Source organism: Dyella ginsengisoli LA-4 (assembly GCF_000334915.1).
In the GTDB taxonomy this organism is placed as follows: Bacteria; Pseudomonadota; Gammaproteobacteria; order Xanthomonadales; family Rhodanobacteraceae; genus Dyella_A; species Dyella_A ginsengisoli_A.
This window is the reverse complement of sequence record NZ_AMSF01000088.1, coordinates 98581-122130: the sequence shown is the minus strand read 5'-3', so window position 1 is coordinate 122130 and position 23550 is coordinate 98581. Positions and strand designations below refer to the sequence as shown.

Genomic DNA, 23550 nt, shown 5'->3' with positions numbered 1-23550 from the left:
CCCGCGCCGGACCGCCCGCGGCCGGCGCGGCGGCGCGGCGGCGGGCCACCGCGTCCACCGCGGTGCCGGAGGCGAGGAAGCCGTGCGCCTTGTAGAACGAGTGGGCCAGCAGGTGCAGCAGCGCCAGCGGAAAGGCGCCCAGGCCGCACTCCAGCAGCATCAGGCCCATCTGCGCGATGGTCGACCAGGCCAGCGAGGCCTTGATGCTGGTCTGGGTCAGCATCACCAGCGAACCGTAGACCGCGGTGATCGCGCCGATCGCCGCCAGCAGGTGCATCGCCGCCGGTACCGCCACCAGCACCTCGGCGAAGCGGATCGCCAGGAAGCCACCGCCGTTGATGATGCCGGCGTGAAGCAGCGCCGAGACCGGCGTGGGCGTGTCGATGATGTCCGGCAGCCAGCCGTGGGCGGGGAACTGCGCCGACTTCAGCGCGGCGGCGATCACCAGCAGCACCGCCGCCGCCGGCACCGCCGCGCCGGCCTGCGCGCCGTCGCGCACCTGCGCCAGCACCGTGGCGAGGTCGGCGCTGCGGCAGGTCCAGGCGAGCAGGGCGAAGGCGCCGAGCAGGCAGGCGTCGCCGATGCGCGCGACGATGAACTTGCGGCCGGCCGCGCGCACCGCGGCGGCGCGCTCCGGGTAGAACAGCAGCAGCCGGTGCAACGCCAGGCTGGTGGCGATCCACGCGGCGGCGAGCAGGGCGAGGTTGCCAGCCAGCACGAGGGTCATCACCGCGGCCAGGGTCAGGCACAGCTCGGCGGCAAACAGGCCGCGGCGCGGATCGCCGTCGAGGTAGTTGCGGCTGTAGCGCAGCACGATCGTCCCGATGAACGCGACCAGCAGGAACAGGCTGGTGCCCAGCGCGTCCAGCCGCACCGACACGCCCGCGCCGTGCCAGTCCACCAGCGAGGCGGACAGCGGCCCGCGCATCACCGCCAGCATCAGCGCGACCAGGGCCAGCCCCAGCGAAAGCGCGCCGGCGGCCTGGATCGCCACCCACGAGCCGCGTCGCCGCCCGGCGGCATCGCCCATCGCCACCAGCGCGGCGAGAACGAACGAGGCGGGCGCGAGCAGTACGAGAAGGATGGGCATCGACGGGTCCGTGACATATGAAAACCGTGTCACCTTACCGCAGTGCGTTCATTCCATAAAATTCATAATATGAAGCGCATGGTTCTATGAAAGCGAACGATCATGGCCGCACTCAATTACAACCACCTGCGCTATTTCTGGGCCGTCGCGCACGAGGGCAACCTCACCCGCACCGCCGAGAAGCTGCACGTGTCGCAGTCGGCGCTGTCGATCCAGATCCGCAAGCTGGAGGAGCAGCTCGGCCATGCGCTGTTCGATCGCAACGGCAAGCAGCTGCTGCTGACCGAGGCCGGGCGGATCGCGCTGGAGCATGCCGACACCATCTTCAGCGCCGGCGGCGAGCTGCTTAGCATCCTCGGCGACCGGCCCGGCGCGCGCCGGCAGATCCTGCGCGTGGGCGCGCTGGCCACGCTGTCGCGCAATTTCCAGATGGCGTTCCTGCGCCCGCTGCTGGCGCGCGAGGACGTGGAGCTGGTGCTGCGCTCGGGCACCACCGCCGAGCTGCTGCACGCGCTGGAGTCGCACCGGCTCGACGTGGTGCTGATCAACCTGCCGCCGGTCCACGATGCGGCCACGTCGTGGATCTCCCATCCGATCGCCGAGCAGCCGGTGAGCCTGATCGGCACGCCGACGCACGCCGGCCACGGACTCGCGCTGAAAGACCTGCTCGCCCGCGAGCCGCTGGTGCTGCCGACGCTGGAGAGCAGCATCCGCATCGGCTTCGACGCGCTGGTCGACCGGCTCGGCGTGCGCGTGCGCATCGCCGCCGAGGTGGAGGACATGGCGATGATGCGACTGCTCGCCCGCGAGGGCATCGGGCTGGCGGTGGTGCCGCCGATCGTGGTGCGCGACGAGCTGGCCGGCGGCAGCCTGGTGGAGCTGGCGCAGCTGCCGGAACTGAGCGAGACGTTCGTTGCGGTCACGCTGTCGCGACGCTTCCCCAACCCGCTGGCGCGCGAGCTGATCGCCTCGTTCGCACCCGCGGCGCACGATCCGGCCGGTTGAGGCGCAGCCTGCATGGGGTTGCGGGCAAGGCATCCGACAGCCCGGGACCTGCGTAACAACACAGCCGATGCAGCCCGGGCCCGGAATCCCGCGTCCCCCCTCCCGCCCTTCCGGGCCGGGCTGCGCCGGTTCCCTGCCCCCGACGGAACGCCGATGGCGCCCGCCGACTTGCGCGAGGCAAACGCCATGAGGCTGACGATGCCGTACCCCGCGATCGCGACGAACGTCGTCCCTGTCCGGTCCGCGCGCGTGCATGCCAGGACGCGCCGTTCGGTGCTGTCGCTGGCTCGGGCGATCGAACCGGATGCGTGTGCGGTGCTGCTCTGGTACGACACGGTCGGCATTGGCGAACTCTGGGATCGCACGGCCCGCGAACTGGTCGAAGCCGGGCAAGGGAGGCGCGTGCTCGGTTTCCTGGCCGAGGTGGCCAGCGGTCGTCGCGACTGAAAAGTGCCCGCCGGTGCGCAAAAAAAAAGGGGCGGCGTCCAGCGACGCCGCCCCGGGGGGAGAAACACGATCCGCCGGTGAGCTACACGCGCGGCCCCCGCCGTATCCCGCCGAAGATCAGCGAGAGCACGAACAGCACCAGGAACACCACGAACAGGATCTTGGCGATGCTGGCCGCGCCGGCGGCGATGCCGGTGAAACCGAACAGGGCGGCGATCAGCGCGATCACCAGAAACACGATGGCGTAACGAAGCATGGGGATGTCTCCTGCTTGGGCGGGTGGCGCGACGTTGGCGGTCGCGCGCTTGCTCAGTGGCGCAGCTGCTTTTCGAGAGCGCGGACCTGGGCCTCGGCCTCGTCGCGGGCCATGCCGTAGCGCTGCTGCAGCTTGCCGGCCAGATACTCGGCGTCGCCGGAAGCGACGGTGAGGTCGTCGTCGGTCAGCTTGCCCCACTTCTGCTTGAGGGTGCCGGCGAGCTGCTTCCACTGGCCTTCAATGGTGTCCTGGTTCATGGCGGTCTCCTTCGGGTCGATGAATGGCGGGGCGATGCCGCCCCGCGTGGGTTCATTCGATCCGCGTCGCCGTGAACGAGCCGTGCGTTTTCCGCAGCCGCCATGGCCGGCGTTCATCGCCGTGCAGGTGGCATCACCCCCCGTTCGCGGCGCCTGCACGCCCGCGTGAACGCCGCGCGAAAAAAAGAGGCGCCCGATGGGCGCCTCGGATCGGGAGCGGTCGAAGCAGCCGGTCAGCCGGGACTCTTCACCTCGAAGGCGCGGGTCGACACCGGCTTGCCGTCCAGTGCGATCTCGACCTGGTACTTGCCGGCCGGCCACAGGTGCGGGTTCTGGATCTTGAAGGTGGTTACCGCCGGACCGTCGGTGGCGATCGACTGGCTGATCGCACTGACCAGCTGGCCCTTGCCCTCCAGGTAGCTCCAGCGCGCGCTCAGCGTGACGCCGTCGGTCTTGCCGCGGGTTTCCACGCTGGCGTAGATCGACTTGTGGTCGGCGGCGATGCTGTCCTTCGGCGCAGTCACGGCATGGCTGGTGTCGACGGCATCGCCGATCACCACCTGATCGATGGCGAACGCCTGGTCGGTGGCGGCCGGTGCAGCTGCGGCACTGCTGCCGGCCGATGCGGGAGCGCTGCTGCCGGCCGGAGCCGGTGCGGTTGCCGATGCGGGAGGCATCGGCAGGGGTGCGGTGCTGGCGGGCATCGGCGCAGAGCTCACCGGCGCCAGTGGCGAGGAGGGCGCGGTGCTGGCCGGTGCGGGGCCCTGGGCGCCGTTGTCGTGCTTGCCGCAGGCGCCGAGCAGGAGCGCGCCGCTGGCTGCGAGACTGCATAACAGGAGATGGCGAGCGGACGTTTTCATGGCAGGTCTTCCGTCTTCGACTTGGGGAGTGGGAGGCGCCGTCCGTGGCCACGCGGCGCGCTCGGCGCCGCAGGGTCGAGGAGGCTAGTCCGCCCGGTCTGAAGCGTCGGTTACCGGGGCATCGGCCGGTTCATCCCGCAGTGAGGCAGGCCGCTGGCGGTCACTGCCGCGCACCGCGCAGATTGACCGGCACCTGCTCGCCGCTGCTTCGGAACGGATTGATGTCCAGGCCGCCGCGTCGCGTGTAGCGCGCGTACACGCTGAGGGTGTCCGGGGCACAGCGCGCCATCAGGTCGACGTAGATCCGCTCCACGCACTGCTCGTGGAATTCGTTGTGGGTGCGGAACGAGATCAGGTAGCGCAGCAGTCCCTCGCGGTCGATCGGCCGTCCGCGGTAGCGGATCTGCACGGTGCCCCAGTCCGGCTGCCCGGTGACCGGGCAGTTCGAGCGCAGCAGGTCGGATACCAGCTCCTCCTCGACCACGTCCGTGCCGGCCACGCGCAGGTACTCGGCCTTGGGCGGGCCGTAGTCGTCGATCTCCAGCGGCTGGTCGTCGATGTACTCGCCTTCGAGATCGCGGATGGTGTGCACGATGGCCGCGGGCAGGCTCAGCTCCACTTTCACCGTCGCACCGGCGGCAGCGGAGAGGTCGCGCTCGAGCACGCCGATCAGGTGCGGAGCATCGGGCATGCGCTCCTGCGAGAAACCGTTGAGGTAGAGCTTGAGCGACTTCGACTCGATGATGTTCGGCGAGGTCGCCGGCACGCGGATCTCGACGATCGCCACCATCGGCTTGCCGCGCGCGTCCAGCCAGGAGAACTCGTAGGCGTTCCAGATATCCACGCCGTGGAACGGCAGGGGCTCGGCTACGCCGATCTCCGCGCGCTTGGCCGCGCGCGGGATCGGAAACAGCAGGCTCGGGTCGTAGCGGTCGGCGTAGGCGGTGGTCTTGCCGAGCTGGGAATCTTCGGGCGTATTCATCGCGTCAGTTTACCGGCCACGCGTGAACCGGCTGCGACACCGGCCACGGCCGCGACAGGCCGCCGCAGCCGGGGGCCGCTCCGGATCAGGCGTTGACCGCGCCCATCATCGCCTCCGGATAGCGCGTGCCGGCCGCGGCGTCGGGCGGGAACACGGCGTCGATCGCGGCCCGTTCGGCGGCATCGAGCCGCACGTCGAGCGCGTCGAGGTTCTCGTCCAGCCGCGTCCGCCGCTTGGTGCCGGGAATCGGCACGATGTCCTCGCCCTGCGCCAGCACCCAGGCCAGCGCCAGCTGCGCCGGAGTGCAGCCCTTGCGCGCGGCCAGCGCCTTCACCTGGTCCACCAGGGCCAGGTTGCGGGCAAAGTTCCCGCCCTGGAAGCGCGGGCTGTGGCGCCGGTAGTCGTCCTCGGCGAAATCCCCGGGCGTCGTGATCGCGCCGGTGAGGAAGCCGCGGCCCAGTGGCGAGTAGGCCACCAGCGCCACGCCGAGCCGGCGGCAGGCCTCCCGCATGCCGTTGGTCTCCGGATCGCGCGTCCACAGCGAGTACTCGCTCTGCAGCGCGGCGATCGGGTGCACCTTGCAGGCGCGCTCCAGCGTGGCGCCGGACGCTTCGGACAGGCCGAGGTAGCGCACCTTGCCGGCCTGCACCAGGTCGGCCATCGCGCCCACCGTGTCCTCGATCGGCACGCTCTTGTCCACGCGATGCTGGTAGTACAGGTCGATCGTCTCAACGCCCAGCCGCTTCAGGCTGGCGTCGCAGGCGGCGCGCACGTATTCGGGGCGGCCGTTGATGCCGCGTACGGTCGGGTCGTTCGGGTCGCGCACGACGCCGAACTTGGTGGCCAGGAATACCTCCTCGCGGCGGCCCTTGATGGCCCTCCCGACCAGCTGCTCGTTGGTGTGCGGACCGTACATGTCGGCGGTGTCCAGCAGGGTCACGCCGCGATCCAGTGCGCGGTGGATGGTGGCGATCGACTCGGTGTCGTCGCGGCCGCTGTAGAAGTCGCTCATGCCCATGCAGCCCAGGCCGAGGGCGGAAACCTGGGGGCCGTGCCGGCCGAGGGTGCGCGTCTGCATCGTGATCGCTCCTTTGAGGGGATGGAGTGCTGCGGGGAGCTCAGTGTGCCGCGGGCCGGTACGCCGATAAATGCTCAATAATGGCCAACACTATTCCAACAAGATAAATAATCATGGACCGCATCGAAGCCATGCGCCTGTTCACCCGCATCGTGGATCTGGGCAGCTTCACCGCCGCGGCGGACGACCTCAGCCTGCCGCGCGCCACGGTCACCCACGCGATCAAGCGCCTGGAAACACGCCTGGGTGCGCAGCTGCTCCAGCGCACCACCCGTCGCGTGCGCACCACCCGCGACGGCGAGGTGTACTACGGCCACTGTCGACGCCTGCTGGCCGACCTGGACGAGGTGGAAGCGGACTTCCGCGAGGCCGCAACGCAGCCGCGCGGACGCCTGCGGGTAGACCTGCCCGGCGCCTTCGCGCGCAGCCGGATCATTCCGCACCTGCCCGGGTTCTGCGCACGCTATCCCGGCATCGAACTGGACATCGGCACCGGCGACCGCTTCGTCGACCTGCTGCGCGAGGGCGTGGACTGCGTGCTGCGCGCGGGGGCACTACCCGACTCGGGCATGGTCGGTCGCCAGCTCGCCGTGCTCGAACAGGTCACCCTGGCCAGCGCCGGCTACGTGCGCGAACGCGGCATGCCGCGGACATTGGCCGATCTCGCCCATGGCCATGTCGCGGTGAACTGGGCCTCGCCCACCACGCGCCGGGTGGAGCCGCTGGAGTTCATGGTCGGTCGCCGGCGGCGCACCGTGCAGTTGCCGTCACGGGTGGTGGTCAGCGGGGTGGATGCCTACCACGGCTGCTGCGAGGCCGGTCTGGGCATCGCGCAGTTTCCGCGCTACCACGTGGCCGATGCGCTGGCCGCCGGGCGTCTGGTCGAGCTGCTGCCGGATACGCCACCACCGGGCCTGCCCTTGACCGTGCTGTACCCGCCGCAGCGGCAGATGCCGGCACGGCTGCGGGTGTTCGTCGACTGGCTGGCCGGTTTGTCTTCCGCGCACGGGTTGGAGTGAGGCAAGGCGCTCGCGGGACGCGTGGCATTCGCGGCAACCGGGCTGCCTCTTCAGCTGGGCCTGGTCGGGGTTGAAGCCCCACCTGCAGGGGCAGGTGCGACTCCGCGCCGCTTTTTGTGGGAGCGGCTTCAGCCGCGACGGTGTTCAGCGAAAGCCGCGCCGCGCAGGGGCGTCGCCCAGCGTCGCCTCGGTGAGCGCCACACCCATCGCCGCCAGCGCGGGGCGCTGCTCGGCCAGCGGCATGCGCACGATGCGGTCTTCGATCGCGCAGAGCTTGCGCATCGCCGGCAGCGCCATCACCGCGGCAACCAGCGCCGCCATGCGCGGCCAGCGTGCCGCATCGATCGCGTACTTCACGAACGCCGCGGTGCGGAAGAAGCTGGCCAGGCTGAGGTCGGCGATCGACAGTTCGCCGAAGACGAACCCGGTCGGCGGCAGCTGCGCCTCCAGGTAGTCGAGCGCGGCGGGGATCTCCTCCTCGCGCGCCCTGCGCACCATCGCCTCGTCGGCCTCCTCGCGGAACAGGAAGCGCTTCGCGCCGAGCTGGAAGAACAGCTTCCACACCAGCACGTCGCCCAGGTGGGTGTCGGCGTATTCCTCCAGCCAGCGCGCACGCGCGCGCTGGCCCGGATCGGCCGGGTACAGCGAGGGCGTCGGGTGGCGGTCCTCCAGGTACTGGCAGATCACGCTGGAGTCGTTGAGCACCAGCTCGCCGTCGATCAGCACCGGGATCCGCCGCAGCGGGCTGAGCCGGGTGAACGTCTCGTTGCCGACGAACGGGGCGATCGGGTCGATCCGGTAGTCGATGCCCTTCAGCTCCAGGCACGCGAGTACCTTGCGCACGTAGGGCGAGATGTAGCTGCCGATCACGCTGACGGCTTCGGCCATGGCCGGGCTCCGAGGGGACGGGGAGCCGGCAGGGTGCGATGGGGTCACGCACAGCGTCAAGGCGGGTTTGTCGACAGGACTTCTGGCAGGGGTACCCCCGTGGCCTGCGGGACTAGCATCGGGGGTCGGGCAGCGACAGGGGCGCTGCGGGCTTCCGCGATGCGGGCACGCCGCGAATCAGGGATGCTGTCCGGATCATGGCCGGCGCCTTCCGGCGCAAGTTCCCACGCAGCGGAGTCCCTCATGCGATCCATCCCCGCGACACCGCGCCTGCTCGGCGCGCTGGTCCTTGCCGGCGTTGCCGCCGGCGTCCACGCCCAAGGCCCCGTGCTCACCGATGCGGACTACGCCCGCGCCGAGCAGATGGTCAACTACAAGGCGTATCCGCTGGTCGATCACGCGGTCACCCGCGTGTCCTGGCTGGACGACACCCATTTCGCCTACGACGACCACGATGCCAGCGGCGACCATTACCGCCGCATGGACACCGCCACCGGGCGCAGCGAACCGCTGTTCGACCAGGCCAGGCTGGCCGAGTCGCTGAGCAAGCTGGCCGGCGGCAAGCCGATCGAGGCGGACAAGCTCGGACTGCGCGGCATCGCCGTGGCGCCGGACGGCCGCTACAGGCTGGAAGTGCGCGGCAAGACCTTCCTGTGCAGCGCCGACGCGGTCTGCGCCAAGCCGGTGAAGGGCGAGGCGAAGGGCGACGAGCCGGGCGTGCTGTCGCCGGACAAGAAGTCCGAGGCGTTCATCCGCGACTGGAACCTGTGGATCCGCGACGTCGCCACCGGCAAGGAAACCCAGCTCACCACCGACGGCGTGAAGAACTTCGGTTACGCCACCGACAACGCCGGCTGGAAGCACACCGACAACGCCATCCTCGAGTGGTCGCCGGACTCGAAGAAGATCGCGACCTTCCAGCAGGACCAGCGCAAGACCGGTGACATGTACATGTTCACCACCAACGTCGGCCATCCGAAGCTGGAGGCGTGGAAGTACCCGCTGGCCGGCGACAAGGACGTGACCATGATCGAGCGCGTCGTCATCGACGTGCCGACGAAGAAGGTGGTGCGGCTGGACATGCCGGCCGACCAGCACCGCTCGACCCTGTGCGACGACGTCAGCTGCGGCCCGGACGGCGGTTGGGACGACGTGAAGTGGGCGCCGGACAGCAAGACCCTCGCGTTCGTCTCCACCTCGCGTTACCACAAGCACGAGTGGTTCCGGATCGCCGACGCGGCCACCGGCAAGGTGCGCACGGTGTTCGAGGAGTCGGCCAAGACCTACTACGAAAGCGGTATCGGCAAGGCCAACTGGGCCTACCTGCCGGCCTCCCACGAGGCGGTGTGGTACTCCGAGCGCAGCAACTGGGGCCAGCTGTACCTGTATGACCTGAAGTCCGGCAAGCTCAAGCACGCGATCACCACCGGCGACAGCGTGGTGACCGAGATGCTGAAGGTGGACCCGAAGACCCGCACCGTGTGGTTCGAGGCGGTGGGCCGCACCAAGGGGCTGGACCCGTACTTCACCCAGTTCTACAAAGTCAGCCTCGACGGCGGCAAGCCGACCCTGCTGACGCCGGAGCCGGCCGATCACCAGATCAGCCTGTCGCCCGATGGCGACACCTTCGTCGATGCCTATTCCACCCCGACCGTGCCGCCGGTGACGGTGCTGCGCTCCAGCGGCGATGGCCGCACCCTGGCCACCGTGGCCAAGGCCGACATCAGCCGCCTGCAGGCGGTGGGCTGGGTGCCGCCGGTGCCGATCACGGTGAAGGCGCGCGACGGCAAGACCGACCTGTACGGGCTGATGTTCAAGCCGTCGAACTTCGACCCGCACAAGAAGTACCCGATCGTCGACTACGTGTACCCGGGTCCGCAGATCGGTTCGGTCGGTTCGCGCGCGTTCTCGCCGGCCCGCGTCGACCATCAGGCGCTGGCCGAACTGGGCTTCATCGTGGTGGCGATCGACGGCATGGGCACGCCTTACCGCTCCAAGGCTTTCCATGATGCCTGGTACGGCAACATGGGCGACAACACGCTGCCGGACCAGGTGGCCGGCATCAAGGAGCTGGCCAGGCGCTATCCGTGGATCGACGCGACCCGCGTCGGCATCTGGGGCCACTCCGGCGGCGGCAACGCGTCCACCGACGCGATGTTCCGCTACCCCGACTTCTTCAAGGTCGCCTGGTCCGAGAGCGGCAACCACGACAACCGCAACTACGAGGACGACTGGGCCGAGAAGTACCAGGGCGAACTGGTCGCCGACAAGGACGGCAAGAGCAACTACGACGACCAGGCCAACGAGAACCACGCGGCCAACCTCAAGGGCCACCTGATGCTGGTTCACGGCACGATGGACGACAACGTGCCGGTGACCAACACGCTGCTGGTGGCGCAGGCGCTGATCAAGGCCAACAAGGACTTCGACATGCTGCTGCTGCCGAACATGCATCACGGCTATGCGATGGACAATCCGTACGTGATGCGCCGGCGCTGGGACTACTTCGTGCGCTACCTGATGGGCGGTACCCCGCCGCGGGAGTACCAGATGCATCCGACCATGCCCTGAGCGCGGTACGTCCGCGTCGAACAAGAGCGAAGGCCGGTCGCGAGACCGGCCTTCGTGCTTTGCGGAACGTTGCGCTCGCCGCGGTCAGCGCAACGGCACGGACTGCGCGGTCCCCTTGGCCAGCGCAGCGTCGATCAGCTGCGCGATCTCGCGGTCCGCTCTTGCCGAGGCGGCCTGCTGGCGCTTGCCGAGTTCGGCCTGCTGTTTGCCCAGTGCGGCCTGTTGGGCGCCGAGTTCGGCCTGCCGCTTGCCGAGTTCGGCCTGGCGGGCCTGCAGGTCGTGCTCGCGGGCTTGCAGGTCGGCTGAGCGTGCATCGGCGTCCTTCTGGCCGATCAGTGCGACGCGCTCCATCGCCAGCTCCGCCTGCTGCCGGCCAAGCGCCCCCTGCTGCGCACCCAGGCCGCCCTGGCGTCCGCCCAGTTCGCCCTGCTTGCCGCCGAGCTCACCCTGTTCGCGGGCAATGGCGGTAACCGGCGCATAGATCGCCTTGGCGCGGGCCAGGGTCGCGGCGTCGCGGATCAAGTAGGCCTTGTCGCCGCGGCGCACCCACAGCAGCGGCTCGCTGCCCTTGCGCTGATGCCGCGCCAGGGCGATGTCGCCATCGGTGCCGCTCATCGTGACCGAGTCGCCGTCGAACAGCGCGAAGCCATTCCGCGCGTGGTCGTCGGTATCGATGTCGACGTGGCTGTAGCCGCTGAAGGCCATGTTGCGCAACGGGGGCGGGGGCGGAGCGGGTGGGGCAGGCGGTGCGACCGGGGGCGGCGGCGGTGGCATCGGAGCGACGACCGGCATCGGCCTGGCATCCGGTGCTGCCTGGGGGGTGGGCGCCGCTTCGATCGCCGTGGCCGGTGCGGCGGATGCCGCGGGCGTGGCATGCGACGGCGCCGCCGCGGTGACGCGATAGGGCACGACGCCGACCGCGGCGATCAGTGCCACCAGCAGCCAGCCGCGAAGGCGGGCGGACGATTCGGTCTGTTGCAGCATGGTCAGTCGCCTCTTCAGGTTCTCGAACGTGGGGGATGCGCCGGCCAGGCCGGCGTGCAGGGGATGGCCCACGCCCAGGCGCAGCAGCAGCCGGCCGTAGGCCTGCGGGGCCGAGCCGGAATGCCGCAGCACCTGCGCATCACAGGCCGCTTCGCGGTGCAGGGCGTACTCGCGCATCGCCCAGCGCACCAGCGGATGGAAGAAGAACAACCGCTGCGCCAGCGCCGGCACCCACGCCAGCCACAGGTCGCCGCGGCGCAGGTGGGCCAGTTCGTGGTCCAGCGCCATCGCGGTCTCGTCCGGCGAGAGCGTGTGTTCGGCAGGCAGCAGGATCGTCGGCCGCCATGCGCCGACCACCTGCGGTGACTCGACCCGCGCGCTCGAGCGCAATGCCGGTGCGCGGCGCAGCCCGAACTGGCGTGCCCGGCGGCTGCACAGTGCCAGCAGGGCGGCGTCGTCGATCGCAACCGAGTCGCGACGCAGCGACCACGCTTCATGCCGCTGGCGCAGCGCACGGGTGAGCAACGACAGCAGACCCGCGAGCCAGAGTGCAGCCAGTCCGGCGTGCCACAGGCTGCGGCCCGCATCGGCCGCGGTGTCGATCAGCGTCGGTGCCGTCGCCGGTGTCACCAGCGGCAGGCCCTGGGTGGTGACCACGGTCGGCGGGGCGACGATGTGTGCCGGGGCCTGCGTCGGCACGGCAGCCAGCCAGTGCAGCGGCACCGGATCGTGCCAGGCCAGCCCGACCAGCAGCTGCAGGCCGACCAGCCACCACAACAGGCAGCGCACCGCCGCCGGCAACTGCGGCCGCAGGCGGATCAGCAGCGCCACCGCGCCGATCAGCACGCATGCCTGCAGCGAGCTCCAGGCGAGTCGTTCCAGCAGCGCGGCGGCGACCGTCTCGACGGCGTGCATGTCAGCGCTCCCGGCGCTGCGACTGCAGCTGCGCGACCAGCGATTCCAGCTCGGCCAGTTCGTCGTCGCTGACTTCGGCGCGCTCGGACAGGTAGGCGACGAACGGCGACACCGAGCCGCGCAGGGTCTTCTCGACGAAGCTGCCGACCGCACTGCGCATCGCCTCGGCCGGGCGGGTGGCCGCGTCGTAGCGGTACACGCCCTTGAGCTGACGGCGCTTGAGGTAACCCTTGCCGCGCAGGCGCTCCATCATCGTCAGCACGGTGGAGCGGGCCAGCGCGCGCGATTCGCCGAAGTCGGCCGCGACCTCGCCGACGGAGACGGCGGGGTGCTCGGCCAGGTAGTGCAGCAGCGCCAGTTCCTGGTCGCCGATCGTGGGCTTGCCCATGGCGGGGTTCCGTGTGACTACAGGTGTAGTCAAGCTACGCCATGACTACATCTGTAGTCAACAGGCCCTCCGGCACGGGATCCGGAAAAGAAAACGGGCGCCACCAGGGCGCCCGCTTCCGTTACCGCGATGAAGCGATGGATCAGAACGTGTACTTCAGCGTCAGCATGGCCGACCAGCGCGACACCACGCGGCTCGGATCGTAGAAGCCGCCGTCGTAAACCTGCAGCTGCTGCGGCTGGTAGTTGCCGTTCTTGTCGGTCGGCAGGTTGTAGACGTACTGGCCCTGGGCGTTCACACCGCCGTAGTTGACCAGCGTGCGGGTCGGATAGATGCCGGCGTAACGCTGCTGGCCCCAGTTCTTGTTCATCAGGTTGAGGAAGTTGTAGACGTCCAGTCGGATCTCACCCTTGTTGCCCTTGAACAGGCCCGGGATCTCCTGCGAGAAGCTCATGTCCAGCGTGGTCACCCACGGCGCGTGGGCGCCGTTGCGCGAGGCGATCTGGCCGCGGTGGTCCTTCAGGTACTTGTCGCTGGCGAGGAAATCCTGGAACTGCTGGATCTGCTGCGCCGTGGCGTTGCCGTAGCTGACCTTCGGGTCGTTCGCGGTCGGGATGTACGCCGGATCCCAGCCGGAGATGCTGTCGCCGTTGGCGTCGTTGCCGAACACCCAGGTGTACGGGTTGCCGGTACGGCCGCTGTAGAACATCGACACCTGCGTAGCGTAGTCACCGAAGAAGTTGTGCCGCCAGTTCAGCGCCAGCTTGATGCTCTTGGCGGTGTTGTAGTTCGAGGTGGCCGCCACGTCGCTGTTCGGGTTCAGGCGCGCGATGCGCGAGTAGCCGGAATAGGCGATGGTGTCGGCGCCCGGATCGACGTCGGTGGCGTGGTTGAACGTCACGCTTGCGGTGCCGGACAGACCGTCGGTGAACGGCTTGGTGACCGCCAGGGTGAACGCGTCGGACTTGCCCTTGTGGGTGTTGGTCAGCAACGTCGAGGCCGAGCTGAAGGCCAGGTTGCGGTTGGCCAGCGCGTCCTTCGAGGTCGGCGCCTCGCCCGGGGTCTTCCAGAACTGCTCGCGGCCGTCCGGCAGCACGCCGGTCGGTGCACCGAAGTTCACCGCCTGGTACAGGATGCCGTCGCGCACCTGGATGTGCTGGTACTCGGCCGATGCGACCAGGCCCCACCACGGCAGCTCGCGGTCGAGCGCCAGGCTCGCCTTCCACACGGTCGGCAGCTTGAAGTTCTTGTCGATCGTGTCGATCGAGCCGGCGCCACCGCCGGCCGGGATGTTCTGGTTGAACGGATCGGCACTGAATGCGGCGGTCGACGGATCGAACGAGGTGTACGACAGCAGGGTGACGCCGTTGTTCTGGTACGGGTTGGTCATCCACACCGTCGGCGGCGAGGTCTGGAACAGGCCCACGCCACCGCGCAGCTGCGTGCGGTAGTCGCTGTCGAACGAGTAGTTGAAGCTCAGGCGCGGCTCGACCACGCGGTTGTGCGAACCGATGGTGTAGTTGTTCGGGTAGCCGAACGCCTGCTCGAACGCGGCGTTGTACACCGGCGCGTTGCTGGAGTGCGGGATGTCCACGCGCACGCCGTACTGCACCGACAGCTGCTCGTTGACCTGCCAGGTGTCCTGCAGGAACGGGCTGTACTGGCTGTAGGTCCACTTGCCGGCGATGTCGTCGAGCGTGTAGCCCGGCGCCGGATGATAGAGCTCGTACTTGTTGTAGTTGCCCGCGGCGAAGTTGGCCAGGCCCCAGAACGTGTACACGCCGAACTCGGCCTGGCCGAACAGGTTGTTGATCTTGTTGCGCTGGTAGTCGATACCGCCCTTGATGGTGTGGTCACCCAGGTAGTAGGTGCCGGCCAGGAACACGCTGAGCTTCTTGGTATCGATGTGGTTGTAGTGGCGATAGCGCTCCTCGCCCAGGTTCACCGACGGACCCTTGCCGTCCGGCGACAGGTTCACGTTGACCGACGGCTGCTGGTACGGCGCGGTGGTGTCCTGCACGTACTTCTGGAAGCCGACCTTGGCCTCGGTGGAGAAGCTGTCCGACCAGTCGTCGAACAGGTGCGCCACGTAGTTGTTGGTGGTGATCTTCTTGGTGTAGGTGTAGCTGGACAGGCCGACGCTGCTGGCGCCGTTGCCGCCGACGGCCGGCAGCAGCTCGCGCGTGTTCTGGTAGGTGAAGCTGGCGCGGTGGTTGTCGGTGATGTTCCAGTCGATCTTGCCCAGGTAGCGCTTGTCGTCGTAGGTCAGGCCGGTGGAGCCGCCGAAGTTGCCGGGCGTCAGGCCCAGCGCGGTGGCGGTGTCGATCACCTTCTGCAGGTCGCCTGGCGACACCTTGTTGCTGGTCGACGCGCCGTCACCCAGCGAGGCGTCCAGGCCGTTGGCCGAATCGGCGCCGATGCCGGTGGTCTTCTCGTGCTCGGCCGAGACGAAGAAGAACAGCTTGTCCTTGATGATCGGGCCGCCGAAGGTCGCGCCGTAGGTCGCGTCCTTGTCGTAGCCGTTGTACTTGTAGCCCGGGTTGCTCGACGGCAGCCAGCCGGCGTCGCCGACCAGGTGGTTGGCGTTGCGGTACGAGTAGTACAGCGAGCCGTGGTACTGGTTGGTGCCGGACTTGGTGACCGCGTTGACGTCGGCGCCGACGGTGTCCGAGCTCACGTCGTAGTTGGCGGTGGAGATGTTGTACTCGGCGATGGTCTCCGGCGAGATCGCCGCCTTCTGGTACGGCAGGCCGTTGGCGTTCAGGCCGAACGGGTCGCCCTGGGTCACGCCGTCCACCGCGATGTTGTTGTAGCGGTTGTTCATGCCGTTGGCGGAGATCGAACCCACGCCCTGGTCCAGCACGGTGATGCGCGGGTCGAGGCGGGCGACGTCGTCCACCGAGCGGTTGCCCTGCGGGGTGGCGGCCAGCTGCTGCTGCGAGATGTTGGTCGACAGACCCTTGTTCTCGCTGGAGAAGGTCTGCGCCAGCGCCGAGGCGCTCACCGTCACGGCGGACAGGTTGCTCGCCTGCGCGGCGCTCGGGCCCATGCTCAGGTTGATCGCCGAGGTCTGGCCCAGCTGCAGGAACACGTTGTCCTGCTCGGCGGCGGTCGCGCCACCCTTGTTCACCGTGATGTCGAACGGACCGCCCACGCGCAGGCCCTGCGCGGCGTAGCGGCCGTCGGCGTCGGTGGTCACGGTCTTGGTGGTGCCGGACGGACGGTGGACGATGGTCACCGTGGCGTTGGCGACCGGCTGGCCGGCGGTATCGAGCACGCGGCCGGCGACGCCGGAGGTGGTCACGTTCTGCGCCGACGCGGTGCCGGCGGCGAGCAGGGTGGCGATGGCGACGGGCAACAGCCGCCCGCGAAGGGTGGATTTCATCGGAAAGACCTCGGGTAGTGGGAAAGCCGATACGCCTCAGGCCCTTACCGAAGCCCAAGACGCACAAACGCCGGGCCCCGGGGGAGGGACTCGGCGTCTGCAACCACACAATTTTAACGATCTTTGTTACGCCCGGATATCACCCAGGTGTCGAAACATGCTGCGATCCGTTCAGAAAGCCATGTCGAACGCCACCTCGCCCGACACGCCGACCTGGTAGGCCGACACGCGCCGTTCGAAGAAGTTGGTCACTTCCTGCACGTCCTGCAGGTCCATGAAGTCGAACGGGTTGGTCGCGCCGTACTTTTTCGGCAGGTCGAGCTGGGCCAGGCGCTGGTCGGCGCAGTACTCCAGGTACTGGCGCATGTCCTTCACCGACAGGCCGGCCACGCCGCCGGAGAGCACGTCCTCGGCGAACTGGGTCTCGCAGGCGATGGCCTCTTCCAGCATCTGCTCGATCTGCGTGCGCATGGCGTCGTCGAACAGGTCGGGCTCCTCCGCGCGCACCGTGCGCACTACGTCGAAAGCGAACGCCATGTGGCAGCTCTCGTCGCGGAACACCCAGTTGGTGCCCGAGGCCAGCCCGTGCAGCAGCCCGCGCGAACGCAGGAAGTAGACGTAGGCGAACGCGGCGAAGAAGAACAGGCCCTCGATGCAGGCCGCGAAGCAGATCAAATTGAGCAGGAACTGCCGCCGCTGCTCGCGCGTGTCCAGCCGGTCGAGCCGCTGGATCGAGTCGATCCACTTGAAGCAGAACGCTCCCTTGGCGCGGATCGAGGGGATGTTCTCGATCGCCGCGAAGGCCTTGGCGCGCTCGGCCGGGTCGGGAATGTAGGTGTCCAGCAGGGTCAGGTAGAACTGCACGTGCAGCGCCTCCTCGTACAGCTGGCGCGACAGGTACATGCGCGCCTCCGGCGCGTTGATGTGCCGGTACAGGTTCAGCACCAGGTTGTTCGACACGATGGTGTCGCCGGTGGCGAAGAACGCCACCAGGCGATGGATCAGGTGACGGTCGGCGGCGCTCATCTTCGAACGCAGGTCGGTGGTGTCCAGCGAGAAATCCACCTCGTCCACCGTCCAGGTGTTCTTGATCGCGTTCCTGTACATCTCGAAGAACGCGGGATAGCGCATGGGGCGCAGGGTGAGTTCGAAGCCGGGGTCGAGGAGGCGTGGGGAGTGCTCGGGTTGAGCGGACATGAGAGTTCCTTATGAAGCGCTGCGGGTTGCGCGCGCAGGGTTGGTCTTGCCGTCATCCCAGCGAACGCTGGGATCCAGTGCCTTGCGCCTACGTGGTGTGGCGGTCAAAGCCGAAGGCGCTGGATTCCAGCGTTCGCTGGAATGACGGGGTTGGGATTTCTGGATCCATGACGTCATGCGCGAACGTCGACCGTGTGTTTATCTGCTCGCGAGTGGTCGCAACGGCACGCTCTACATCGGTGTGACCTCGAACCTCCCCGCACGCATCTGGCAGCACCGCAACGAGGTGATCGATGGATTCAGTTGTCGTCATCATGTTCATGACCTTGTCTGGTTCGAGTTGCACGAAACCATGGAGTCGGCGATCTCCCGCGAGAAGGCGCTGAAGGCGTGGAAGCGGGTGTGGAAGATCGAGCTCATCGAGGCGTCGAATCCCTACTGGCGTGATCTCTACCCGGAACTCTGCGGGTAGCCGTTCATGGCTCCCGGCAGAATGTTTTCCCTCGCCGTCATTCCAGCGAACGCTGGAATCCAGCGTCTTCCACGCTACGGCCCATGTCGCTGGATCCCGGCTTTCGCCGGGATGACGGCGTTGAGGATTTCGGTTTACTGGCAGGCCTCGCAGTACTCGGGGTTTTCCAGCGAGCAGAACACCGCCGCGGTGGCCTGGTCCTGTTCTGCAGCAGGTTCGGCCACCGCTTTCCCTGCACTCACCGTTGCCTTGGCGATCTTCGTCGCCGGCCGCGAGCGCAGGTAGTACGTGGTCTTGATGCCCGCCTTCCATGCGTACATGTACATGGACGAGAGCTGCCCGATGTTCGGGTTCTCCATGAACAGGTTCAGCGACTGACTCTGGTCGATGTATGCACCGCGGGCGGCGGCGAGGTCGATCAGCGCTTTCTGCGGCAGCTCCCACACGGTGCGGTAGATCGTGCGCAGGCGCTCGGGGATCGCCGCGATGCCCTGGATCGAGCCCTCGGCCAGCTTGATCTGGTCGCGCACCTCGGCGGTCCACAGGCCCAGCGTCTTCAGTTCGTCGACCAGATAGCGGTTCACCACCAGGAAGTCGCCGGACAGCGTCTCGCGCTTGAACAGGTTGGACACCTGCGGCTCGATGCATTCGTAGCAGCCGGCGATCGAGGCGATGGTGGCGGTGGGGGCGATCGCGACCAGCAGCGAGTTGCGCAGGCCGTGCGACTTGATGCTCTCGCGCAGCGCCGCCCAGCGCGTCGGCTCGTGCGGTTGCGCGTTCGGCCAGTAGTCGAACTGCAGTTCGCCATTCGCAGCGCGACATTCGGCGAAGCCGGCGTGCGCACCATGTTCCATCGCCAGCTCGTTCGACTGGTCGAGTGCGTGGAAGTAGATCTCCTCGGCGATGCGCGTGGACAGTGCCAGCGCTTCGGTCGAATCGAACGGCAGGCGCAGCTTGAAGAACACGTCCTGCAGGCCCATCACGCCCAGCCCGACCGGGCGCCACTTCATGTTGGCGGTGCGCGCCGTGCCGATCGGGTAGAAGTTGAGGTCGATCACGCGGTCGAGCTGGCGCACCGCGGTACGCACGGTGGCAGCGAGCTGGTCGAAGTCGAATGCGCCATCCACCACATGCCGAGCCAGGTTCACCGAGCCTAGGTTGCACACGGCGGTCTCGCCGGCCGAGGTCACTTCCAGGATCTCGGTGCACAGGTTGGACAGGTGGATCACGTTGCCCGGTTGCGCCGTCTGGTTGCTGGTGGCGTTGCAGCGGTCCTTGAAGGTCATCCAGCCGTTGCCGGTCTGCGCCAGCGTACGCAGCATGCGCGCGTACAGCTCGCGCGCCTTCACCGTCTTCACAGCGAGGCCGTCGGCTTCGGCCTGGCGGTAGGCGGCATCGAACGTCTCGCCCCAGCTGTCGACGAAGTGCGGTACCAGCTTCGGGTCGAACAGGGACCAGTCGCCGTCGGTCTCGACCCGGCGCATGAATTCGTCTGGAATCCAGTTGGCCAGGTTGAGGTTGTGCGTGCGCCGCGCCTCGTCGCCGGTGTTGTCGCGCAGTTCGAGAAATTCCTCGATGTCGGCGTGCCACGGCTCCAGGTAGGCGCAGGCCGCGCCCTTGCGCTTGCCGCCCTGGTTCACTGCGGCGACCGAGGCATCCAGCGTCTTCAGCCACGGCACCAGGCCGTTGGAATGGCCGTTGGTGCCGCGGATCAGCGAGCCACGCGAACGCACCCGCGACCAGGCGATGCCGATGCCGCCGGCGAACTTGCTGAGCTTGGCCACGTCGGCGTACTTGTCGTAGATCGATTCCAGCGAATCGACCGGCGAGTCGAGCAGGAAGCAGGAGCTGAGCTGCTCGTGCGTGGTGCCGGCGTTGAACAGCGTGGGCGAGCTGGGGATGTACTCCAGCGAGGAGAGCAGACGGTACAGCTCCAGCGTCTCGCCGATGTCGTTGCCGCCCAGCGCGCAGGCGATGCGCATGAAGAAGTACTGCGGCGTCTCGATCACGTAGCGCCTGGTGGGGTGACGCAGCAGGTAGCGGTCGTACACCGTGCGCAGGCCGAAGTACTCGAAGCGGCGCGAGGCCAGCGGATCGATCGCGTCGTTGAGCTTGCGTGCGTTGAGCGCCACGAAGTCGCGCAGGCGCGCGTTGAGGATGCCGGCCTCGGCGCCTTGGGCGATCGATTGCGAGAAGCTCTGGATCTCCTGCCCGGCCACTTCCTTGTCGATGAAGGCCGAAAGCAGGCGCGCGGCGAGCTGGCCGTATTCGGGCTCCTCGGCGGTGAGCGCGGCGGCGGTGCGGATCGAGAGCTGGTCCAGCTCGGCGGTGGTGGCGCCGTCGTAGAGGCCGCCGATCGTCTTCAGCGCCACGCGCAGCGGATCGACCGCGTGCAGGCCGTCGGCGCTGCGGGTGACCGCACGGACGATCTTGTTGACGTCGACGATCTCCTGGCCACCGTTGCGCTTGGTCACGCGCATCTGGCCGGGGTTGTGCGGCGGGGTGAGGGCGAAATCTTCCGAGGCGTCACGGACGACGGACGCGGGCACGCCGTGCTCGCGGATCGCGGGTTCCAGGGTTTCCATGTCGATGCTCCCGAGGAGGAATCCGCCGCGCCGGCCCGGGAGGGGTTGGGTCGACGCAGCGGTTCCGAAAACTCAAACGCCTGCTCCCGCGCGCAGGGCCTGAGGTGGAGTTCCCGTGGAACGAACGCGTCGACGTGCGGGCACGATGGCCCGCCTGACGACGCGTCTCCCCGCGGAAACGGTCACCTGCGCCGGGTCGCGAGAGCATCGGCGCATCGCGTCTCACCGGACGCGACCGCCGGCCCGTGGGGCCCGACGTGCTGGCAGGTCTTCGGACTCGCGGACACGGACCTTGCAGGCCCACCTAGTTCCCCTCGCTTCCCAGGCGCTGCGGCCCAGTGCATGTGAGGAGTTTCGTTTCCGCTTACCGCTGCGGGGCAGTTCCGGATTCGCACCGGATTCCCTTTTAAGCCCGACCGACAGCCGCGTCTGGACGGGCACCAACGAGCGCAACATAGTGGGCTGATCCGGGGTGGTCAACCCCAGATGTTGTGGACAATCCTGTGGAAAAGCCCGGCGGATCCAGCGCCTGCGCGGGCTGCGGCGCATTCGCGAAAAGCCGGTGGCTCAGAATCGCCCGGTCGCCTTCAGCGCTTCGATCTCCCCGTCGGTGAACAGCCGCGAGCGGGTCAGGAAACGCACGCCTTCACCGTTCTCCAGCGAGAACATGCCACCGCGGCCCTCGACCACGTCGATGATCAGCTGGGTGTGCTTCCAGTACTCGTACTGCGAGGGACTGATGTAGAACGGCGCACCGGCGATCTCGCCGAGGCGCACGTCGCGGTCGCCGACGATGAAGTCGTCCTGCGGATAGCACATCGGCGAGGAGCCGTCGCAGCAACCGCCGGACTGGTGGAACAGCAGCGGCCCGTGCCGCTCGCGCAGCTTCCCGATCAGCGCCTCGGCGGCGGGCGTGGCGAGCACCTTGGCGATCTCCGTAGGGGGCGTGGACATGATGGTTCTCTCCTCGGCAGCGCGGCCTCAGAAGGTCAGCCGCGCGCCCAGCATGACGCTGCGGTCGGGGCCGGGTTCGAAGTAGCGGCCGTTGCCGTCGTTGACGATCACCGAGCCGACGTAGCGGCGGTCGGCCAGGTTGCCGATACGCACCGACAGGTCGAGCCGGGTCGTCTCGCCGAGCGCGAAGGTGTAGCCCGCATCGAGGTCGACCAGCGCGTAGCCGGCCGCGCGGTCGGTGTTGAACTCGTTCACCATGACCGAGCCGACGCCGGAGAGCGTGACGCCCTCACGCCAGCCGGTGCCGTTGCCGTGTTCCAGCCGCAGCGAGCCGTAATCCTGCGGCACGCCCGGGATACGCGAACCGGCGGCGACCGGCGTGGTCGGCACGGTGCACGGCGAGCCGGTGCAGGCGAGGTAGCCGTCTTCGAAGCGTGCGCGCAGGTGGGTGACGCCGGCGCTCAGCCGCCAGCCCGGTGCCAGCTCGCCGGTGGCGGACAGCTCCACGCCCTCGCGGCGGGTGCGACCGGCGTTGCGATAGGTGGCGCGGCCGTTGGTATTGCTCGCCACGGCCAGCTCGTTGCGGGTGTCGGCGCGGAACAGGGCGGCGTCGAACTCGAGCGTGCGCGTCGCCTGCCACTTCGCACCCAGTTCGTAGTTGTTGCTGCGCGCGGGCCTGAGGTCGAAGGCGAGCCCGGCCTGGCCGTCCGTGCGGTAGCCCAGCTCGTTGTAGCTGGGCGTCTCGAAGCCGCGGCCGTAGCTGGCGTACACGCGCAGCTTGTCGCTGGCGCGGTACTGCAGACCGACCACCGGGGTGGTGGCGCTGTAGCTGACGTGGCCGCTGTCGTCCGGATTGCTCGGGGTGATGTAGAAGTCGTGCTCGGTGAAGCGCACGGTGTCGTGGCGCAGGCCCAGCAGCAGCGCCCACTGCGGCACGAAGTGCCAGTAGAACTGCGCGTACTCGGCCACGTTGTTGACGTTGTCGTGCTCGTTGCGGCGCAGCGCGCCCTTCACACCCAGCGTGCTGCCGACGAAGTTCTCGTAGCCGGTGCGGCGCTGGATCTGGTAGTCGCCGCTGGCGCCGAGCACGGCTTCGTACGCGCCGCCGCCGAGCTGGCCGCGATGGGTCCAGCGCAGGTCGGCGCCACCGTAGTTGGTGGCCGGCGAGATCACCCCGCCGGACTGCAGCGGGTTCTTCTGCACGAAGGTGGGGATCGACAGGTACTGGATGATGCTGCGGTAGCCGTAGTAGGCCATCGCGCGCCACTGGTCGCTGGCGCTGAGGGTCTGGTCGTAGATCAGGCCGACCTGGTTCTGCTCGGCGCTCTTGCGGGTGTTGTACTGCGCGGCCACCGCAGTGGCCTGGCGCGGGTCCTGTTCCATCTGTGCGCGGGTCAGGCCGAGCGGGTCCTGGGTGTCGGGCTGGTTGATGCGGTTGAGCACCACGGTGAGCTTGCGCTGCTGGCCCAGATCGATGCCGAACTTCGCGTTGTCCGATTCGCGGCGCACGCGGCTGTGCGCGCGGTAGCCGCCGGAGAGGAATTCCGATGCAGCGATGTTGTAGTCCACCGGGCCCGCCGTGCCGCGGGTATCGGCCATAAAGCGGAAGCTGTCGTAGCTGCCGCCATACACGCCCAGCGTGGTCTGCGGGGTCGGCGCGCCGTCGGCGGTGTAGAGCTGGATCACGCCACCGGCGGCGTTGCCGTAGAGCACCGAGAACGGTCCGCGCAGCACCTCGATGCGGTCGGCCGAGTCGAGGTTGAACGCCGACACCTGGCCCTGGCCGTCGGGCAGCGTGGCCGGTATCCCGTCCATGTAGACGCGGATGCTGCGCACGCCGAAGGTGGTGCGCGAGCCGAAGCCGCGGATCGAGATCTGCTCGTCCTGCGCGTAGTTCTGCCGGTCGCGGGCGAGGATGCCGGGGACGCCGGCGAGGGTCTCGGAGAAATTCACCCCGGGCAGCCCGGCGTTGCCCGGATCGACATGGATCACGCTCAACGCAGCCGGTACGTCGAACGGCGGTATGTCGAGGCGGCTGGCGTTGACTTCGATCGCCGGCAGCGACGTGGCGTCACTGCTCGGAGCGGTCTGGGCGGCGGCCGGTGCGATCAGCGCGAGCGTGAGTGCGACGGCCAGCGGTGCCATGGCGAGCCGGTACAGCGAGCCGACGGTCCCGGTCGGACGGCCCATCGATCCATGCGTCACATCCATCTCCTC

19 protein-coding genes and 1 riboswitch are annotated in these 23550 nt (G+C 68.3%); of the genes, 5 read left to right on the top strand and 14 right to left on the bottom strand.

The window, feature by feature from the left end; translation table 11 throughout:
- The coding region (locus C693_RS0119245) for a proton-conducting transporter membrane subunit (protein ID WP_017463920.1) at positions 1-1090 on the bottom strand (1090 nt) is incomplete at its 3' end.
- Positions 1091-1192: 102 nt separating this feature from the next.
- On the opposite strand from C693_RS0119245, the gene C693_RS0119240 reads away from it, so the two are divergent.
- Entirely contained in the window at positions 1193-2095 is a 903-nt protein-coding gene (locus C693_RS0119240; protein ID WP_017463919.1) for a LysR family transcriptional regulator, read from the top strand.
- Between the two features lie 153 nt (positions 2096-2248).
- Positions 2249-2542 (top strand): hypothetical protein, encoded by a 294-nt coding sequence (locus tag C693_RS22245; protein WP_017463918.1) that lies wholly within the window; start codon positions 2249-2251, stop codon positions 2540-2542.
- Positions 2543-2624: 82 nt separating this feature from the next.
- On the opposite strand, the gene C693_RS23230 is transcribed toward C693_RS22245, so the two are convergent.
- The 5 genes from C693_RS23230 to C693_RS0119210 form a co-directional block, all read right to left on the bottom strand.
- Positions 2625-2798 carry a DUF1328 domain-containing protein gene (locus C693_RS23230; protein WP_017463917.1) on the bottom strand — a complete coding sequence of 58 codons (174 nt, stop codon included), beginning with the start codon at positions 2796-2798 and terminating at the stop codon, positions 2625-2627.
- A 53-nt stretch (positions 2799-2851) separates the two neighbouring features.
- Positions 2852-3055, bottom strand: coding sequence for a CsbD family protein (locus C693_RS0119225; protein ID WP_017463916.1), 204 nt, complete (start codon positions 3053-3055; stop codon positions 2852-2854).
- Positions 3056-3288: 233 nt separating this feature from the next.
- On the bottom strand, positions 3289-3915 hold the full coding sequence (locus C693_RS0119220) for a hypothetical protein (RefSeq protein WP_017463915.1): 627 nt from the start codon (positions 3913-3915) through the stop codon (positions 3289-3291).
- A 160-nt stretch (positions 3916-4075) separates the two neighbouring features.
- The gene (gene queF / locus C693_RS0119215; RefSeq protein ID WP_017463914.1) at positions 4076-4897 is read right to left on the bottom strand and encodes an NADPH-dependent 7-cyano-7-deazaguanine reductase QueF; all 822 of its coding nucleotides are present in this window, start codon (positions 4895-4897) and stop codon (positions 4076-4078) included.
- An 85-nt stretch (positions 4898-4982) separates the two neighbouring features.
- Positions 4983-5975, bottom strand: coding sequence for an aldo/keto reductase (locus C693_RS0119210; RefSeq protein ID WP_017463913.1), 993 nt, complete (start codon positions 5973-5975; stop codon positions 4983-4985).
- A gap of 113 nt (positions 5976-6088) precedes the next feature.
- Here C693_RS0119210 and C693_RS0119205 point away from each other — a divergent pair, with 113 nt between their 5' ends.
- A complete protein-coding gene (locus C693_RS0119205) occupies positions 6089-6994 on the top strand; it encodes a LysR family transcriptional regulator (RefSeq protein ID WP_017463912.1) in 906 nt (301 codons plus the stop codon).
- Positions 6995-7138: 144 nt separating this feature from the next.
- On the opposite strand, the gene C693_RS0119200 is transcribed toward C693_RS0119205, so the two are convergent.
- Entirely contained in the window at positions 7139-7882 is a 744-nt protein-coding gene (locus C693_RS0119200) for a glutathione S-transferase family protein (protein WP_017463911.1), read from the bottom strand.
- 243 nt (positions 7883-8125) lie between these two features.
- Between C693_RS0119200 and C693_RS0119195 the strand changes: the two genes are divergently transcribed.
- Positions 8126-10453, top strand: coding sequence for a S9 family peptidase (locus C693_RS0119195; RefSeq protein ID WP_017463910.1), 2328 nt, complete (start codon positions 8126-8128; stop codon positions 10451-10453).
- Positions 10454-10537: 84 nt separating this feature from the next.
- Here the strand turns inward: C693_RS0119195 and C693_RS0119190 are convergent, their stop codons facing one another.
- The 4 genes from C693_RS0119190 to C693_RS0119175 all read right to left on the bottom strand — a co-directional run bounded on the left by C693_RS0119190 (position 10538) and on the right by C693_RS0119175 (position 17322).
- On the bottom strand, positions 10538-12352 hold the full coding sequence (locus tag C693_RS0119190) for a M56 family metallopeptidase (RefSeq protein ID WP_017463909.1): 1815 nt from the start codon (positions 12350-12352) through the stop codon (positions 10538-10540).
- Between the two features lies 1 nt (position 12353).
- Positions 12354-12740 carry a BlaI/MecI/CopY family transcriptional regulator gene (locus C693_RS0119185; RefSeq protein ID WP_017463908.1) on the bottom strand — a complete coding sequence of 129 codons (387 nt, stop codon included), beginning with the start codon at positions 12738-12740 and terminating at the stop codon, positions 12354-12356.
- Between the two features lie 142 nt (positions 12741-12882).
- Complete coding sequence (locus C693_RS0119180) at positions 12883-16125, bottom strand: TonB-dependent receptor (protein ID WP_017463907.1); 3243 nt, start codon at positions 16123-16125, stop codon at positions 12883-12885.
- 171 nt (positions 16126-16296) lie between these two features.
- Positions 16297-17322, bottom strand: a complete 1026-nt coding sequence (locus C693_RS0119175; protein ID WP_017463906.1) for a ribonucleotide-diphosphate reductase subunit beta — start codon at positions 17320-17322, stop codon at positions 16297-16299.
- A 175-nt stretch (positions 17323-17497) separates the two neighbouring features.
- On the opposite strand from C693_RS0119175, the gene C693_RS0119170 reads away from it, so the two are divergent.
- Entirely contained in the window at positions 17498-17794 is a 297-nt protein-coding gene (locus C693_RS0119170; RefSeq protein WP_017463905.1) for a GIY-YIG nuclease family protein, read from the top strand.
- A gap of 134 nt (positions 17795-17928) precedes the next feature.
- On the opposite strand, the gene C693_RS0119165 is transcribed toward C693_RS0119170, so the two are convergent.
- The 3 genes from C693_RS0119165 to C693_RS0119155 form a co-directional block, all read right to left on the bottom strand.
- Entirely contained in the window at positions 17929-20379 is a 2451-nt protein-coding gene (locus C693_RS0119165; protein WP_017463904.1) for a ribonucleoside-diphosphate reductase subunit alpha, read from the bottom strand.
- A gap of 245 nt (positions 20380-20624) precedes the next feature.
- Positions 20625-20839, bottom strand: a riboswitch (cobalamin riboswitch).
- Positions 20840-20946: 107 nt separating this feature from the next.
- Complete coding sequence (locus tag C693_RS0119160; RefSeq protein WP_017463903.1) at positions 20947-21333, bottom strand: DUF779 domain-containing protein; 387 nt, start codon at positions 21331-21333, stop codon at positions 20947-20949.
- A 27-nt stretch (positions 21334-21360) separates the two neighbouring features.
- Positions 21361-23493, bottom strand: a complete 2133-nt coding sequence (locus tag C693_RS0119155) for a TonB-dependent receptor family protein (protein WP_430536816.1) — start codon at positions 23491-23493, stop codon at positions 21361-21363.
- Positions 23494-23550 lie beyond the last annotated feature (57 nt).